This is a genomic window from Kluyvera sp. CRP (assembly GCF_019930565.1).
Taxonomy (GTDB): domain Bacteria; phylum Pseudomonadota; class Gammaproteobacteria; order Enterobacterales; family Enterobacteriaceae; genus Kluyvera; species Kluyvera georgiana_A.
The window spans coordinates 230,767-245,051 of record NZ_CP082841.1; the positions used below are offsets into that span (position 1 = coordinate 230,767).

Below are 14,285 nucleotides of genomic sequence, written 5' to 3' on the forward strand. Positions count from 1 at the left end.
CCGCGGCCCCGTTAGCATTCAGACGGCAGCCAGCATGCCGCCATCGACAAAAAGAAGGTGTCCGTTAACAAAGTCAGAAGCCGGCGCGGCAAGATAAACCGCCGCGCCAATCAGCTCTTCCGGGTTACCCCAGCGGGCGGCGGGCGTGCGCTGGAACAGCCAGGCGGAGAATGCCTCATCGTTGACCAGCGCGGTGGTCATGTCGGTGGCGAAATAACCGGGGGCAATGCCATTAACCTGAATATTGTATTCCGCCAGTTCCACACACATCCCACGAGTTAACATTTTGACCGCCCCCTTTGACGCCGCGTACGGGGTAATGGTCTTGCGCCCTAGCTCGCTCTGCATCGAGCAGATATTAATAATCTTCCCGCGGCGGCGTTGCACCATGTAGCGGGAAACCTGCTGCGACACCAGAAAGACCGATTTCTGGTTCACATCAATCACTTTGTCCCACTCCGCTTCCGGGAATTCGGTGAAGGGATAACGACGCTGGATACCGGCGTTGTTGATTAAAATATCAATGGCTCCCACTTCCCTTTCGATTTGCGCGATGGCCTGCGCCACGTCTTCCCCATTGGTCACGTCAAAACCGTAGCCTACGGCGCGATAGCCTTCAGCCACCAGCTTGTCCGCCGCCGCCTGCGCACGCTGCTGGGTGATGTCGTTAATCACAATCTCCGCGCCGTGCGCCGCCAGACCGCTGGCCAGCAGGTTACCAATCCCCTGCGCGGAGCCGGTAATCAGCGCGCGTTTACCGCTCAGGTCGAATAGGTTTTTCATAAAAAACTCCTTTTTTGATAACTGTTACGCGTAACTGTATACGCGTAACAGTAGAAAAAAGAAGATCCAGGAGAGGGAAAATGATCGTTCTGTGATCAAGTCGGCACTTACGCACAAGATGAGAACGTAGCGCAATTTTCATGTAACAAAGCAACATGTGAACTGGCTGGCATTTTTGACATCTATCACACTTTATAGTGAGCGCCATCATTAGGAGGAGTCATTTAACCATCATGGCATCGATTAAAGACGTCGCGAAAAAGGCCGGTGTATCGACCGCTACCGTGTCCAGAGTGCTCAATAATCAACCCAGCGTGATCCCGGAGACCCGCAAAGCGGTACGCGACGCAATGGATTATCTTTGCTACGTGCCAAACAAGAGTGCGTTTCAGCTCACTGGCAAATGTTCAGGGCTGATTGGCGTGGTGCTCCCTAATCTGGTCAACCCACACTTTTGTGAATTGCTGGCGACCTTCGAGGAAGAGGCAAGATATATCGGTAAATCGGTGATTGTGAAAACGCATCAGAATCAGCCACAGCAGGATAAACAGCTGCTGCAAACCCTGGTGGGGATGGGCATTGACGGCTTGCTGTGGGTGCCGACCGAAGCCGAAAGAGAACTGGCGGAATGGTTAACGATCACCAACATTCCGGTCGCGGTGGTCACCCAGGTTTCGCGCTTTTTCAATTCGGTGTCGATTAACGAAAGCAAGGGCGCTGAGAGTATTGCTGAACATTTTATCCATACCGGGCATACCTCATTTGGCTTTATTGCCCAGGATGGCGTCGATAACAGAAAAGTCTCTGCCTATAGCAAAAAAATAACCCGCCATGGTTTAACCGTCGCCGACGAAAACCAGTTCTGGATACCAAAAGGCGAAGGGGAGAAAATATCTGAACATATCGCCACCCTTGATATCATCATTGAAAAACTGACGCAGCCGAATACCACCTGCTCCTGCCTGCTAATTTATAATGACGTGGCCGCTAACTATGTGATTGATGGACTCAAAAAGAAAGGTCTCTCTCTGCCGCAAGATATTGCCATCGCGAGTTTCGATAATACGCTGCTGGCTCAAACAAAAAAAATAACCAGCGTCGCACAGCCTATTAATGAAATCGCCCACCTGGCGTTTCAAATGGTCAACCATAAAAAACAGCAGGACAATATAGAAATGTATGAAATTGTCTCGCGACTGATTATTCGCGAGAGCAGTGTCAATATTAATATAACGGCCCTATAAACTACTTATAACCCCTCAGCACATTTAATTGTGCCAGGAATTTTATCGCTAAAATTATTTTATCTCTATCATCGGCCATCCCGGCCCATGTCGTTTATTTATCACTGCGCTACCGCGCAATAATGAGGTGTGTACTAATGCATACTGAAACAATAGTACGGCGAGATCCGTACGAAAAACTCAGCCTGAAAGAAAAAATAGGTTACGGCATGGGTGACGCCGGTTCGGGGATGATCTGGAGCGTTCTGGCGCTATATCTGACCTGGTTTTATACCGATGTCTACGGGCTTGATGCCGGGTTAGTCGGCACGCTGTTTCTGGTTATCCGTGTATTTGACGCGTTTAGCGACCCAGCCATGGGCGCTATTTGCGACCGAACCCGAACTCGTTGGGGCAAGTTCCGTCCATGGTTGCTGTGGATGGCGGTGCCGTTCGGCCTGTGTGCCGTCCTGATGTTTACCACCCCAGATTTGAGTATGAACGGTAAAATTATTTACGCCTGGATTACCTATCTGATTATGTCCTTAATTTATACCGCTATTAACATTCCCTATTGCTCGGTAGGCGGCGTGATTACGCTTAACCAAAAGGAACGCATGGGATGTCTGTCCTGGCGTTTTTTCCTGAATGGGTTGGCAACTTTAATTATCTCATCGTCTATTCTGCCATTAACCGATTGGCTGGGTAATGGCGACCGCGCCTCGGGTTTTCAGATGACCATGATGATCATGGGCGGTGCCGCAACCTTAATGTTCCTGTTTTGCTTTTCCAGCATTAAAGAACGCGTAGTTTCCATCAAGGAAAATGAATCGTTAATAAAAGATCTGAAGGATATTGCCAGGAATGATCAGTGGCTGCTGATGATTTCCATCACCTTCCTCAACGTCTTCCCGGCCTTTATTCGCGGCGGCGTCACCATCTATTACGCCACCTACGTGATGAAAGAATCCGTTGGCTTTATTACTTTCTTTATGGCGCTGGGCGTTGCCTGCAATATGTTAGGCAGCGTCATTGCAAAACCGCTGACCGACCGTTTCGATAAGGTGGTGCTGTTCCGCGTTATCAACATTATTCTTGGCCTGCTATCGCTGGCGCTGTGGTTTATCGACCCAACGTCGCTGACGCCGCTGCTGTCACTGTTCATCGTGATTAACATTCTGCATTTAATCCAGTCCGGTCCCATTCTGTGGGCGATGATGTCGGATGTTGACGACTACGGCGACTGGAAATTTGGTAAGCGTCTGACGGGGATTTCCTTCGCCGGCAACCTGTTTATGTTGAAGATGGGCTTAGCCGTTGCAGGCGCTATCGTCGCCTGGATCCTGGCCTACACCGGCTACGTTGCCAACAAACCCGAGCAAAATCCGCAAACCATCAACGGCATCATCATGATGTTCTCATTGCTGCCCATGGCCAGCTATTTCATCAGCGCGTTTATGGTGCGCTACTTCAAGCTCAATAACACGTTCCTCGAGAAAATTAAAAGCGACCTCGCGAAACGCGAACTGGAAAAGGGTCGTAACCTACCGCAGGAGTTAAAAGATGTCCCTGTCGTTTGATATTAAAAAAGGCCAGCGTATAGATCTGTGGCTGAAAGAGACACTGCCGACAACGCAGCCGTTATTGGTTATTAACGTGAACGGCACAATGGTGTTTAAAATTCAGGAAGCATCGCGCTACTACCAATATTTTACCTGGACGGCGTGGCAGGATGGCGTCGCCCATCTGGAGTGGCTGTCGGAGCACAGCGAAATATCGCTGTGCTATACCTGGCACCCGGATTCACTCTCGAAAGACGGCGTCTCTTTTATTGCTACACAGGCAGATGACTTCCGCTTACTGAATAACAATGATCTCGCCGCCTGGTATCAGCAGGAGCCGCTGCGCCCGGCGCTACACTTTTCCCCGCGCACCGGCTGGATGAACGATCCTAATGGCCTGCATTACCAAAACGGTGAATGGCATCTGTTCTACCAGTATCATCCGCACTCAACGCAGTGGGGGCCGATGCACTGGAACCATGCCGTTAGCCGCGATCTGTACCACTGGCGGCACTACCCTATTTTTCTCCAGCCAGAGCAAAATTTAACGGCACTGGGCGCGACAGGCGGGGCCTTCTCCGGTAGCGCCTACACCGACAAACAGGGCCAAACTCGTTTCTGGTATACCGAACGCCTCCCGGCTTATGACCTGTATCGTGGCTATCGCGAAGTGCAAAAAATGGCCGTGCCGGACAAATATAACGATAAGCCCGCAATGGTAAAAACCGTCCTGACCGATCTCCCTCCAGGCGTGGACTGCGACTTCCGCGATCCCAAAGTCTGGTATGAAGAGGCCGATAAGACGTTCTATATGATCCTCGGCGCGTCGGTCAACGGCGATCCCGCCATGCTGTTGTTCCACTCCGATGACAGCGAAAACTGGGCATTCCATCACGTACTGTACGTCGCCCCCGCCTACTTCCGTGAGAACGGCGGCCGCTGCATCGAGTGCCCCGACTTCTTTTGCCTCGACGGCGTGTGGGTGCTGATCATTGGTGTTGTTGGCTACACCGAACCCACAACGGGGCGGCACAACCTGCTGTTTGCGCAAACCGGGGAATTCCGCAACGGCAACTTCATCCCCTCAACGCAGCCGCTACAAACTCTCGATTTTGGGACGGATTTCTATGCGCTGCAAACCTGGGGCGAGGCTGACCAACGCATCGGCTTTGCCTGGCTGTATAACTGGGCGACGCAGAAAACCGTCGATTCGGCATACTGCGGTGAAATGTCGCTGCCGCGCCGCTTCCATCTGAATAACAAGCAGCAGCTGTGCATGACGCCGGTACGCCCGCCGGAATCACTGGAGATTAGTCAACATACGCTGAAGGACCGTCTCGCCTGGTCTGCCTCCGAAGGCGTTAAGGCCTGCGCGATCGATTTCACCGCTACCGCGCCTTTCTGCCTGACATTGACCGGCGATAGCGGCCAGCAAATTACCCTGGCACATGACGGCACAACCCTGACCCTCAGTGAACAAGGCCAGGACGATGGGCGCTACAGCACGCCGCTGGCCGATGTCGGTGACATTACGTTGTTCTTCGACGCCGGTATTGTTGAAGTCTTTGCTCTACAGGGCAGCGTTTGCGGTACACGCCGCTATTACTCCTGTAGCCATCTGACTCAAGTACAGATAACGGGTGCTCCGGCAACGCTCACACACTATCAGTCAACGTATTCCCAGAAATAATACCGGGTTTTATTTTCGAGAAGGATTTATTTATGACGAGCAATAACCACTACGACGTCACTCAATGGCACGTTGGGAATCCCTATAAAGATATCGGCGAAGTCATCAACAGCATCATTGCAGATATTAAAAGTCGACAAACGGAAACCGATATTAATGATGGCGGCAAACCTGGTGCGGCTATCTATATTCCGCCGGGAGACTATCACCTGACAACCCAGGTATTGATTGATATCAGCTATCTGAAAATTATGGGGGCAGGCCACGGCTTTGTTTCTTCCAGCATTCGTTTTAATACTCCGGCGAATGAATGGGAAAATTTACACGATCTCTGGCCGGGCGGTAGCCGTATTCTGGTCGATCTCGCCCCCCAATCAGGTGATGAGGAATGGGCCGGTGCGGCGTTTTACGTGAAGCGCAGCGGCGCGCCCCGCATTAGCTCGGTGGCGTTTGAAAATTTCTGCATTGATGGCCTGCACTTTGTCGATGATGGGTCGGGCAATAATGACCCCGAGAACACCTACACCAATGGAAAAACAGGAATTTATATCGCCACGGCGCAAGATTCCTTCCGCATCACGGGCATGGGCTTTATCTATCTGGAGCATGGTCTCACCACCTATAATAGCGATGCGATGGCGATTCATAATAACTTTATCGCCGAGTGCGGGAACTGCATTGAGCTACGCGGTGCCGGACAGGCATCGAAAATAACCGATAACCTGATCGGCGCAGGTTATAAAGGTTACTCCATTTACGCACAGAACTTCGGCGGACTGCTGATCGCCACCAACAATATATTCCCCCGCGGTTCAAGCAGCGTGCATTTATCTGGCGTGGTGCGTTCTTCAATCACCAGCAACCGCTTCCATTCGTTCTATCCCGGAATGCTAGTGCTGGAAGAAAATTGCGCTGAAAATCTGGTTTCCGCTAACCATTTCTTACGTGACCACGAACCCTGGCCGCCGATGCAAGGTTACGACAACGGTTTAGAAGATTCATACGGCTTGCTGCGTATCAACGGTAGCAATAACTCGATAATATCCAACCATATTTCGGAGACTATCGATACGCAGTATCTCAAACCGGCGGAGACAAAACCGGTCATCATTCGTGTCGTTGCCGGGAAAGGAAACTATATTGCCAACAACCATATTGTCGCCACGACCGAAGCATCAACCTCGCAGCCGTCAACCTCAGAAGAAGACGCCTGCTTTGCAGCACAGGTCGAGTCCCTGCTGACCACCGCCAGCCTGAAACCGCTGGATGTTACCGCGGTGCTGGTGGAGCAGACATCGCAGCACAACACGATCCTCGATTCAGGCACCGAATCACAGGTGATGCTGGACAGAACGGCTAACGCCTTCCGGGCTACGCCTACGTTCAACGCGTTGCAGTAAGGAGAGCGCGATGAATCACAACAAGATTGCCTGTATCGGTGAGATGCTCATTGATTTTGTGTGTACCGATATCGGCATTGACCTGAAGAATGGCGAAAACTTTCTAAAAAAAGCAGGCGGCGCACCGGCCAACGTCGCCATTGCCATCAATCGTAGCGGTGGGCAGGCAAAGCTGGCGACGAAAGTGGGTCTCGATCCTTTTGGCGATTTTTTGATGGAGACCCTACGGCCTGACAACATCGATATGTCAGGGCTAGCGCGCAGCATCACGCCCACCACGCTGGCCTTTGTGGCTCTGCAAAGCGATGGCGAGCGCGATTTTACCTTCTGTCGCGGTGCGGACGCCGAACTGGCGTGGCAGGATCTGCCCAATGATTTTCTCGACGATGTCGGCATCGTTCACTTTGGGGCCGCAACCGGGCTGCTGGATGGCGAACTTTATTCCACCTACCGGCGCCTTTTGCAGGAAGCCCCCCAACGAAACATCATCATCTCATTCGACCCCAACTACCGGGATGGACTCTGGGGCGACAATCCACAGGAGTTTATCACGCGTTGTAGGCCCTGGTTCCACCAGGCGGATATCGTCAAAGTCAGCGAAGAGGAGCTTGCCTTCCTCACCGGCGAAAAAACGAATGAGAAGGGCTGTGAGCAACTGCACCAGGCGGGCGTCAGCTATGTCACCGTCACCTGCGGACACCGGGGGACATGGCTCAGCCATCGCTCAGGCAGGCAACAGTTGGTTCCGTCTATCGCCATTGCCTCCATTGATTCAACCGGAGCCGGCGACGCTTTTATTGGCGCATTGCTACAGCAAATAGCAAAACCAGATTGTCAGTTTGATAACTACGATCACATGCAGAAAGCCGTTCTCTGGGCCAACGTCTGCGGCGCGCTAACCTGCACCCGCTTTGGCGCGATCGACGCAATACCTCATGCCGCCGAGGTCAACACCTGTCTCGACCGGGAAGCATAAGGCGGACGACGTTGCCGGGCCACGAGCGAGTGGCCCGGTCTACCGGGCTTATACGTCCTTAACCCGCGCAGTCATCGCCAGCGTTACCACCGAAATCCCCGCAATCACCCAGTACACCGAGAAGTGGCCAAAGTTTTGCGCCAGCGCGCCCTGAATGATCCCGGCCAGGATCACCCCGGTCGAAATGCTGTTGGTAAACAATGTGGTCGCCGCCCCGGCGCGTCCCGGCATCAGGTCCTGGAACCACAGCATGCCAATCCCGGCGACAATGCCGATAAACACGGCGTTAAACAGCTGTAATATCAGCAGCGCGGTATGGCTGTGGAAGAAGATAAGCCCAACGTAGAACAGCACCCCGGCGGCCACTGCAGTGACCATCATCCGACGCTTACCGAAGTGCTTCACGTAGTAGCCCGCAATGATCATCGCCGGAATCTCCAGACCCGCGGCGGTGCCCATCAGGATCCCCGCCAGGCTATCCGGCAGACCAAGATCGCTGCTGATCCACAACGGCATATCGATGATATACATCGTGTTACAGGTCCACATCAGCGTGGAAGCGATAAACAGCATCCGTACGTTGCTGTCTTTCCAGCCGCTAATCTGATTCTGCACCGCGTCAGCAGGCTGCTCGACTCGCGCCACCGAGGGTAACGTTAGCGCAATTAGCGTCAGGCTCAGGATAAAGATCCCCGCCGCGATGGCGAACATGGTGGTAAAGCCGTAGTTCAGCGCCAGCATAAACGCCAGCGGCGGGCCAATCACCCACGCCAGCGACAGCTGGGCACGCATCACCGAGCTAAACATCACCACCTCGCGCGCCGAGCTGTCGGCGTACTCACGGGCGAGCGCAAACAGTTGCGGCATCGCGGCGTTGGCGATGGATGCCAGCATCACGCCGCAGGTAATCAGCGTCAGGTAGTGGCGGTTGAAGGCAAACAGCAGCGCGTTACCTACCGCCATCAGGCAGCAAAACATGATCAGCTTGCGTCGGTCGCCCCGGCTGTCGGATCGCCTGGCCAGCGCCAGGCTGACCGCGATCCCGGCGATCGCGTTAACGGTGTAAAACAGGCCGACCCAGAACGGCTGGACGCCCACTTCACGGCTGAGAAACAGGCTCAGCGTCGGCGCCTGTAGCGCCCCCGCCACGCCCATCATAAATGCCACCAGCATAAAAGCGGCGTACACACCGTTGAGACGTCGTCCCATCGTCATTAACCAGAGCATGTGAAATCCTTTAAGCACGCGAAAGAATAAAAAAAAGCCAGCAGATGATACCTGCTGGCAAATACTCAGTCACACATGATTTGGCGAATTAATGCTCAGAGGCCGATTTCGTAACTTCCCATTGCATCAGAGAGTTCAGCACTTCAAGCCGCTGTGCCGTTGCCTGGCGGGCCAGCCAGGAAACATTTTTGGTCGCTGCGAAATAACGCTGGTAAAACTGATGGATGGTAGACCTCTTCATACACACCTCCTCGCTTCATCGAAATCCATTATTGGCCTAATATAGGGATTAATAAATTGCTGAGTTTTTACCAGGAGTTCCCCTTTTATGCCTTCAGGTCGCTTACAGCAGCAGTTCATCCGTTTATGGCAGTGCTGCGAGGGAAAATCGCAGGAGACGACGCTTAACGATCTGGCGGCGCTACTGAGCTGTTCACGTCGTCATATGCGGACATTACTCAACACCATGGAGGCTCGGGGCTGGCTCACCTGGGAAGCGGAAGCCGGGCGCGGCAAGCGTTCCAGACTCACGTTCCTCTATACCGGGCTGGCGCTTCAGCAGCAGCGCGCGGAGGATCTGCTGGAGCAGGATCGCATCGATCAACTGGTGCAACTGGTCGGCGATAAAGCGGCAGTACGCCAGATGCTGGTCTCGCATCTGGGGCGCAGCTTCCGTCAGGGTCGGCACATTCTGCGGGTGCTCTACTATCGCCCGATGCACAACCTGCTGCCTGGCACCGCGCTTCGCCGCTCGGAAACCCACATCGCCCGGCAGATTTTCAACGCCTTAACGCGGGTAAATGAGGCAAATGGGGAACTGGAAGCCGATATTGCTCACCATTGGCAGGAAATTTCCCCCTTACACTGGCGTTTTTATTTGCGTCCCGGCATCCATTTCCATCATGGGCGCGAACTGGAGATGGAAGACGTTATTGCCTCACTGGAGCGCAGCATGACGCTGCCGCTGTTCTCCAACATCACGCAGATCCACTCTCCTACCGCATGGGTGCTGGACGTGCATCTGGCCGAGCCTGACCGCTGGCTGCCGTGGCTGCTGAGCCAGGTGTCGGCGATGATTCTGCCGCGCGAATGGCAAACGCTGCCTAATTTCTCGCGGATGCCGGTAGGAACCGGCCCCTACTCGGTCGCGCGCAATAACCTTAACCAACTGAAGATCCTCGCCTTTGATGACTATTTCGGTTTCCGGGCGTTGATTGACGAGGTTAACGTGTGGGTGCTGCCAGAAATCAGCGAAGCGCCAAACGGTGGCCTGACGCTTGAAGGCTCTACCGAAAGTGAAAAAGCCGTCGAAAGCCGGCTGGAAGAAGGCTGCTATTACCTGCTGTTCGATGCGCGGAGCACATTGGGCCGTAACCCAACGGTACGCCAGTGGCTGAGCCACCTGTTTCATCCCAACAACCTGCTCTACCGCGCGGGCGAGCAGCATCAGAGCCACTGGTTTCCCGCCTACGGCCTGCTGCCGCGCTGGCACCATGCGCGCAGCCGCGCCTGCGAGAAACCGGCCGGGCTGGAGTCCGTCACCCTCACCTATTATCGGGATCACGTCGAGCACCGGACCATCGGCCAGATTATGGAAACGCTGCTGGCGGAGCATCAGGTCAAGCTCAACATTCAGGAAGTGGACTACGACGAATGGCACCGCGGCGAGGTGGTCAGCGATATCTGGCTTAACAGCGCCAACTTTACGCTGCCGCTCGATTTTTCACTGTTCGCCTATCTGTATGAAGTGCCGATGATTCGCCATTGTATCCCCATTGACTGGGAACAGGACGCGCGGCGCTGGCGCGCGGGCAACCTGCCGCAAGCCGACTGGTGCCAGCAGTTGCTCGCTAATCAGTCGGTGGTGCCGCTGATTCATCACTGGCTGATGCTCCAGGGGCAGCGCAGTATGCGCGGCGTACGGATGAATACGCTGGGCTGGTTTGACTTTAAATCCGCCTGGTTTGCACCGCCGGAGCCGTAGGGCTTTTGATTTATTCACGTAATCATTACAATGTGCCGTTCTCAACGGGGTGCTGTGCGTCGTGCGCGGCTGAGAGAGACCCGTCGAACCTGATCCGGATAATCCCGGCGAAGGGATTTGAGGCTAACTCAAAATCCTTTGCCACCCATTTACTGAGGTGCAAAGTGCTCAAGAAATTACTCCCCCTGCTGGTGCTGGTTACCGCGCCCGCGTTCGCAAAACCCGTGCTGACGGTCTATACCTACGACTCCTTTGCTGCCGATTGGGGCCCAGGCCCGGCGGTGAAAAAAGCGTTCGAAGCCGACTGCGACTGCGAGTTGAAATTCGTGGCGCTGGAAGATGGCGTCTCGCTGCTCAACCGTCTGCGCATGGAAGGGAAAAACAGTAAAGCGGACGTCGTGCTGGGGCTGGATAACAACCTGCTGCAGGCCGCGACCGACACCAAACTGTTCGCCAAAAGTAACGTTCCGGCCAGCGCCGTCAACGTGCCGGGCGGCTGGAACAACGACATCTTTGTGCCATTCGACTATGGCTACTTCGCTTTCGTCTACGATAAAAACAAGCTGAAAAACCCGCCGAAAAGCCTGAAAGAGCTGGTTGAGAGCGAGCAGAAATGGCGCGTTATCTACCAGGATCCGCGCACCAGCACGCCGGGCTTAGGCCTGCTGCTGTGGATGCAGAAAGTGTACGGCGATAAAGCGCCGGAAGCCTGGCAGAAACTGGCGGCGAAGACCGTCACCGTTACCAAAGGCTGGAGCGAAGCCTACGGCCTGTTCCTGAAAGGGGAAGGCGACCTGGTGCTGAGCTATACCACCTCCCCGGCCTATCACATCATTGAAGAGAAGAAAGACAACTACGCGGCGGCGCCGTTTGCCGAAGGCCATTACCTGCAAGTCGAAGTGGCGGCAAAAACCGCGGCCAGCAAGCAGCAAAAACTGGCGGACAAATTCCTGCAATTTATGGTCTCTCCAGCTTTCCAGAACGCCATCCCGACCGGCAACTGGATGTATCCGGTAACCCAGGTTGCGCTGCCGGAAGGTTTTAACAGCCTGGTGAAACCGCAGACCTCGCTTGAGTTCACGCCGCAGCAGGTCGCCAGCGAACGTCAAAACTGGATTAATACATGGCTCCGCGCCGCCAGCCGCTAATTCCGGGTTGGCTCTACCCAGGGCTTACGGCCACCACATTGATGGTGGCCGTCGCTCTGGCGGCTTTTCTGGCGCTGTGGCTAAACGCCCCCGAAACGTCGTGGTCAACGCTGCTCGGCGATAGCTATCTGTGGCACGTGGTGCGCTTCTCCTTCTGGCAGGCGTTTCTCTCTGCGCTGTTATCGGTGCTGCCCGCCATTTTCCTTGCCCGCGCGCTCTATCGACGCCGTTTCCCCGGCCGTCAGCTGTTGCTGCGCCTGTGCGCGATGACCCTCATCCTGCCGGTGCTGGTCGCCGTCTTCGGCATTCTGACCGTCTATGGCCGTCAGGGATGGCTGGCGCAACTGTATGCCTGGCTCGGCTGGCAGTGGAATTTCTCCCCCTACGGCCTGCAGGGCATTCTGCTGGCGCACGTCTTTTTCAACATGCCGATGGCGACCCGTCTGCTGCTGCAAGCGCTGGAGCAAATCCCCGGCGAGCAGCGCCAGCTTGCCGCTCAGCTTGGAATGCGCGGCTACCCGTTCTTCCGCTACGTGGAATGGCCCTGGATGCGGCGACAGATTCTGCCCATCGCCACGCTGATTTTTATGCTCTGCTTCGCCAGCTTCGCCACCGTGCTGTCGCTGGGCGGCGGGCCTTCCGCCACCACCATTGAGCTGGCGATCTACCAGGCGCTGAACTTTGATTACGATCCGGCGCGAGCGGCAATGCTGGCGTTGATTCAGATGACCTGCTGTCTGGCGCTGGTGCTGCTTAGCCAGCGTATGAGCCGGGCCATTGCGGTGGGCAATAGCCAGATTCAAGGCTGGCGTGACCCGGACGATCGCTGGCATAGCCGCATCGCCGATGGTGTACTCATCTTCCTGACCCTGCTGTTACTGCTGCCGCCGCTGCTGGCGGTGGTGGTAGATGGCATTCACCCGTCGATGCTCTCCGTCTTTAGCCAGCCGATTTTATGGCAGGCGCTGGGCACGTCGCTGCGTATTGCTCTCGCCGCAGGTCTGCTTAGCGTGACGCTCACAATGATGCTGCTGTGGAGCAGTCGCGAGCTGCGGGCGCGTAACCAGCCGCTGGCCGGTCAGACGATGGAACTGAGCGGGATGCTGATTCTCGCGATGCCGGGCATCGTGCTGGCCACCGGCTTCTTCCTGCTGCTTAATAACACCATCGGCCTGCCCGACTCCGCCGACGGGATTGTCATCTTCACCAACGCGCTGATGGCGGTACCCTACGCGCTGAAGGTGCTGGAAACGCCGATGCGCGACATCACTGCACGCTACAGCATTCTCTGCGAGTCGCTGGGACTTAGCGGGTTTACTCGCCTGCGGGTAATTGAATTACGCGCCCTCAAAAGACCGCTGGCGCAAGCGCTGGCGTTTGCCTGCGTGCTGTCGATCGGCGATTTCGGCGTGGTGGCGTTATTCGGCAACGAGAATTTCCGCACGCTGCCGTTTTATCTTTACCAGCAGATTGGCGCCTACCGCAGTCAGGACGGCGCGGTGACGGCGCTGATACTGTTACTGCTCTGCTTCCTGCTCTTTACCGTGATTGAAAAGTTACCCGGACGCCATGCTAAAACTGAATGATGTGACCTGGCTGTATCAGCACCTGCCGATGCGCTTTAGCGCCACGATTGCCCAGGGCGAGAAAATTGCGGTGCTCGGCCCAAGCGGCGCGGGGAAATCGACGCTGCTCAATCTGATCGCTGGATTTCTGACGCCCGCCAGCGGCACCATCATGCTGGAAGGCCGCGTCCATACGCATACGCCGCCGTCCCAGCGACCGGTGTCGATGCTGTTTCAGGAAAATAATCTCTTCAGCCACCTGACGGTGCGCCAGAACATCAGCCTGGGGATGAGCCCGCGTCTCAAGCTCACCGACGATCAGCAACGCAGGCTACAGGTCATCGCCGGGCAAATGGGGATTGAATCAATGCTGGAAAGACTGCCGGGCGAGCTTTCCGGCGGCCAGCGCCAGCGCGCCGCGCTGGCCCGTTGCCTGGTGCGGCAGCAACCCATTCTGCTGCTGGACGAACCTTTTTCCGCGCTCGATCCGGCGCTACGTCAGGAGATGCTGCAATTAGTCGACGACGTGTGTCAGCGCCAGAATCTGACGCTGCTGATGGTGTCGCACAGCGTTGAAGACGCGGCGCGAATTGCGGCGCGAGCAATGGTGGTGGCGGAAGGGCGAATCGCCTGGGATGGTAAGACCGAAGCGCTGCTGAGCGGTAAGGCCAGCGCTTCGGCACTGTTAGGTATCGCTGAGTGAGGGATTGCCGGATGGCGGCTGCGC

Annotated in this window: 12 protein-coding genes and 1 riboswitch; of the genes, 9 read left to right on the forward strand and 3 right to left on the reverse strand. The window is 55.3% G+C overall.

From position 1 onward, the window contains the following. Positions 1-18: 18 nt before the first annotated feature. Positions 19-783 carry a gluconate 5-dehydrogenase gene (gene idnO, locus K7B04_RS01075; RefSeq protein WP_223803312.1) on the reverse strand — a complete coding sequence of 255 codons (765 nt, stop codon included), beginning with the start codon at positions 781-783 and terminating at the stop codon, positions 19-21. A 233-nt stretch (positions 784-1,016) separates the two neighbouring features. Between idnO and K7B04_RS01080 the strand changes: the two genes are divergently transcribed. The 5 genes from K7B04_RS01080 to K7B04_RS01100 all read left to right on the forward strand — a co-directional run bounded on the left by K7B04_RS01080 (position 1,017) and on the right by K7B04_RS01100 (position 7,634). Further along, the gene (locus K7B04_RS01080) at positions 1,017-2,027 is read left to right on the forward strand and encodes a LacI family DNA-binding transcriptional regulator (RefSeq protein WP_223803313.1); all 1,011 of its coding nucleotides are present in this window, start codon (positions 1,017-1,019) and stop codon (positions 2,025-2,027) included. 137 nt (positions 2,028-2,164) lie between these two features. Continuing rightward, a complete protein-coding gene (locus K7B04_RS01085) occupies positions 2,165-3,586 on the forward strand; it encodes a glycoside-pentoside-hexuronide (GPH):cation symporter (protein ID WP_163448257.1) in 1,422 nt (473 codons plus the stop codon). Beyond that, positions 3,570-5,258, forward strand: coding sequence for a glycoside hydrolase family 32 protein (locus K7B04_RS01090; protein ID WP_223803314.1), 1,689 nt, complete (start codon positions 3,570-3,572; stop codon positions 5,256-5,258). The genes K7B04_RS01085 and K7B04_RS01090 overlap by 17 nt, the downstream gene beginning before the upstream one ends. 32 nt (positions 5,259-5,290) lie before the next feature. Further along, a complete protein-coding gene (locus tag K7B04_RS01095) occupies positions 5,291-6,658 on the forward strand; it encodes a NosD domain-containing protein (RefSeq protein ID WP_223803315.1) in 1,368 nt (455 codons plus the stop codon). 10 nt (positions 6,659-6,668) lie between these two features. Continuing rightward, positions 6,669-7,634 carry a carbohydrate kinase gene (locus K7B04_RS01100; RefSeq protein ID WP_223803316.1) on the forward strand — a complete coding sequence of 322 codons (966 nt, stop codon included), beginning with the start codon at positions 6,669-6,671 and terminating at the stop codon, positions 7,632-7,634. 48 nt (positions 7,635-7,682) lie between these two features. Here the strand turns inward: K7B04_RS01100 and K7B04_RS01105 are convergent, their stop codons facing one another. Both K7B04_RS01105 and sgrT read right to left on the reverse strand, forming a co-directional pair. Further along, complete coding sequence (locus K7B04_RS01105; protein ID WP_167576808.1) at positions 7,683-8,861, reverse strand: sugar efflux transporter; 1,179 nt, start codon at positions 8,859-8,861, stop codon at positions 7,683-7,685. An 88-nt stretch (positions 8,862-8,949) separates the two neighbouring features. Further along, a complete protein-coding gene (gene sgrT, locus K7B04_RS01110; RefSeq protein WP_074398820.1) occupies positions 8,950-9,102 on the reverse strand; it encodes a glucose uptake inhibitor SgrT in 153 nt (50 codons plus the stop codon). An 87-nt stretch (positions 9,103-9,189) separates the two neighbouring features. Between sgrT and sgrR the strand changes: the two genes are divergently transcribed. From sgrR to thiQ, 4 genes are all read left to right on the forward strand, one after another. Then, positions 9,190-10,845: an HTH-type transcriptional regulator SgrR gene (gene sgrR / locus K7B04_RS01115; RefSeq protein ID WP_223803317.1), complete on the forward strand. Its 1,656-nt coding sequence runs from the start codon at positions 9,190-9,192 to the stop codon at positions 10,843-10,845. 35 nt (positions 10,846-10,880) lie between these two features. Further along, a riboswitch (TPP riboswitch) is annotated at positions 10,881-10,979 on the forward strand. A 30-nt stretch (positions 10,980-11,009) separates the two neighbouring features. Beyond that, on the forward strand, positions 11,010-11,993 hold the full coding sequence (gene thiB, locus K7B04_RS01120) for a thiamine ABC transporter substrate binding subunit (protein ID WP_223803318.1): 984 nt from the start codon (positions 11,010-11,012) through the stop codon (positions 11,991-11,993). Beyond that, entirely contained in the window at positions 11,969-13,579 is a 1,611-nt protein-coding gene (thiP, locus tag K7B04_RS01125; RefSeq protein ID WP_167576815.1) for a thiamine/thiamine pyrophosphate ABC transporter permease ThiP, read from the forward strand. Before thiB ends, thiP begins: the two co-directional genes overlap by 25 nt. Continuing rightward, on the forward strand, positions 13,563-14,261 hold the full coding sequence (gene thiQ / locus K7B04_RS01130) for a thiamine ABC transporter ATP-binding protein ThiQ (protein WP_163448249.1): 699 nt from the start codon (positions 13,563-13,565) through the stop codon (positions 14,259-14,261). Before thiP ends, thiQ begins: the two co-directional genes overlap by 17 nt. The last annotated feature ends 24 nt before the right edge of the window (positions 14,262-14,285 follow it).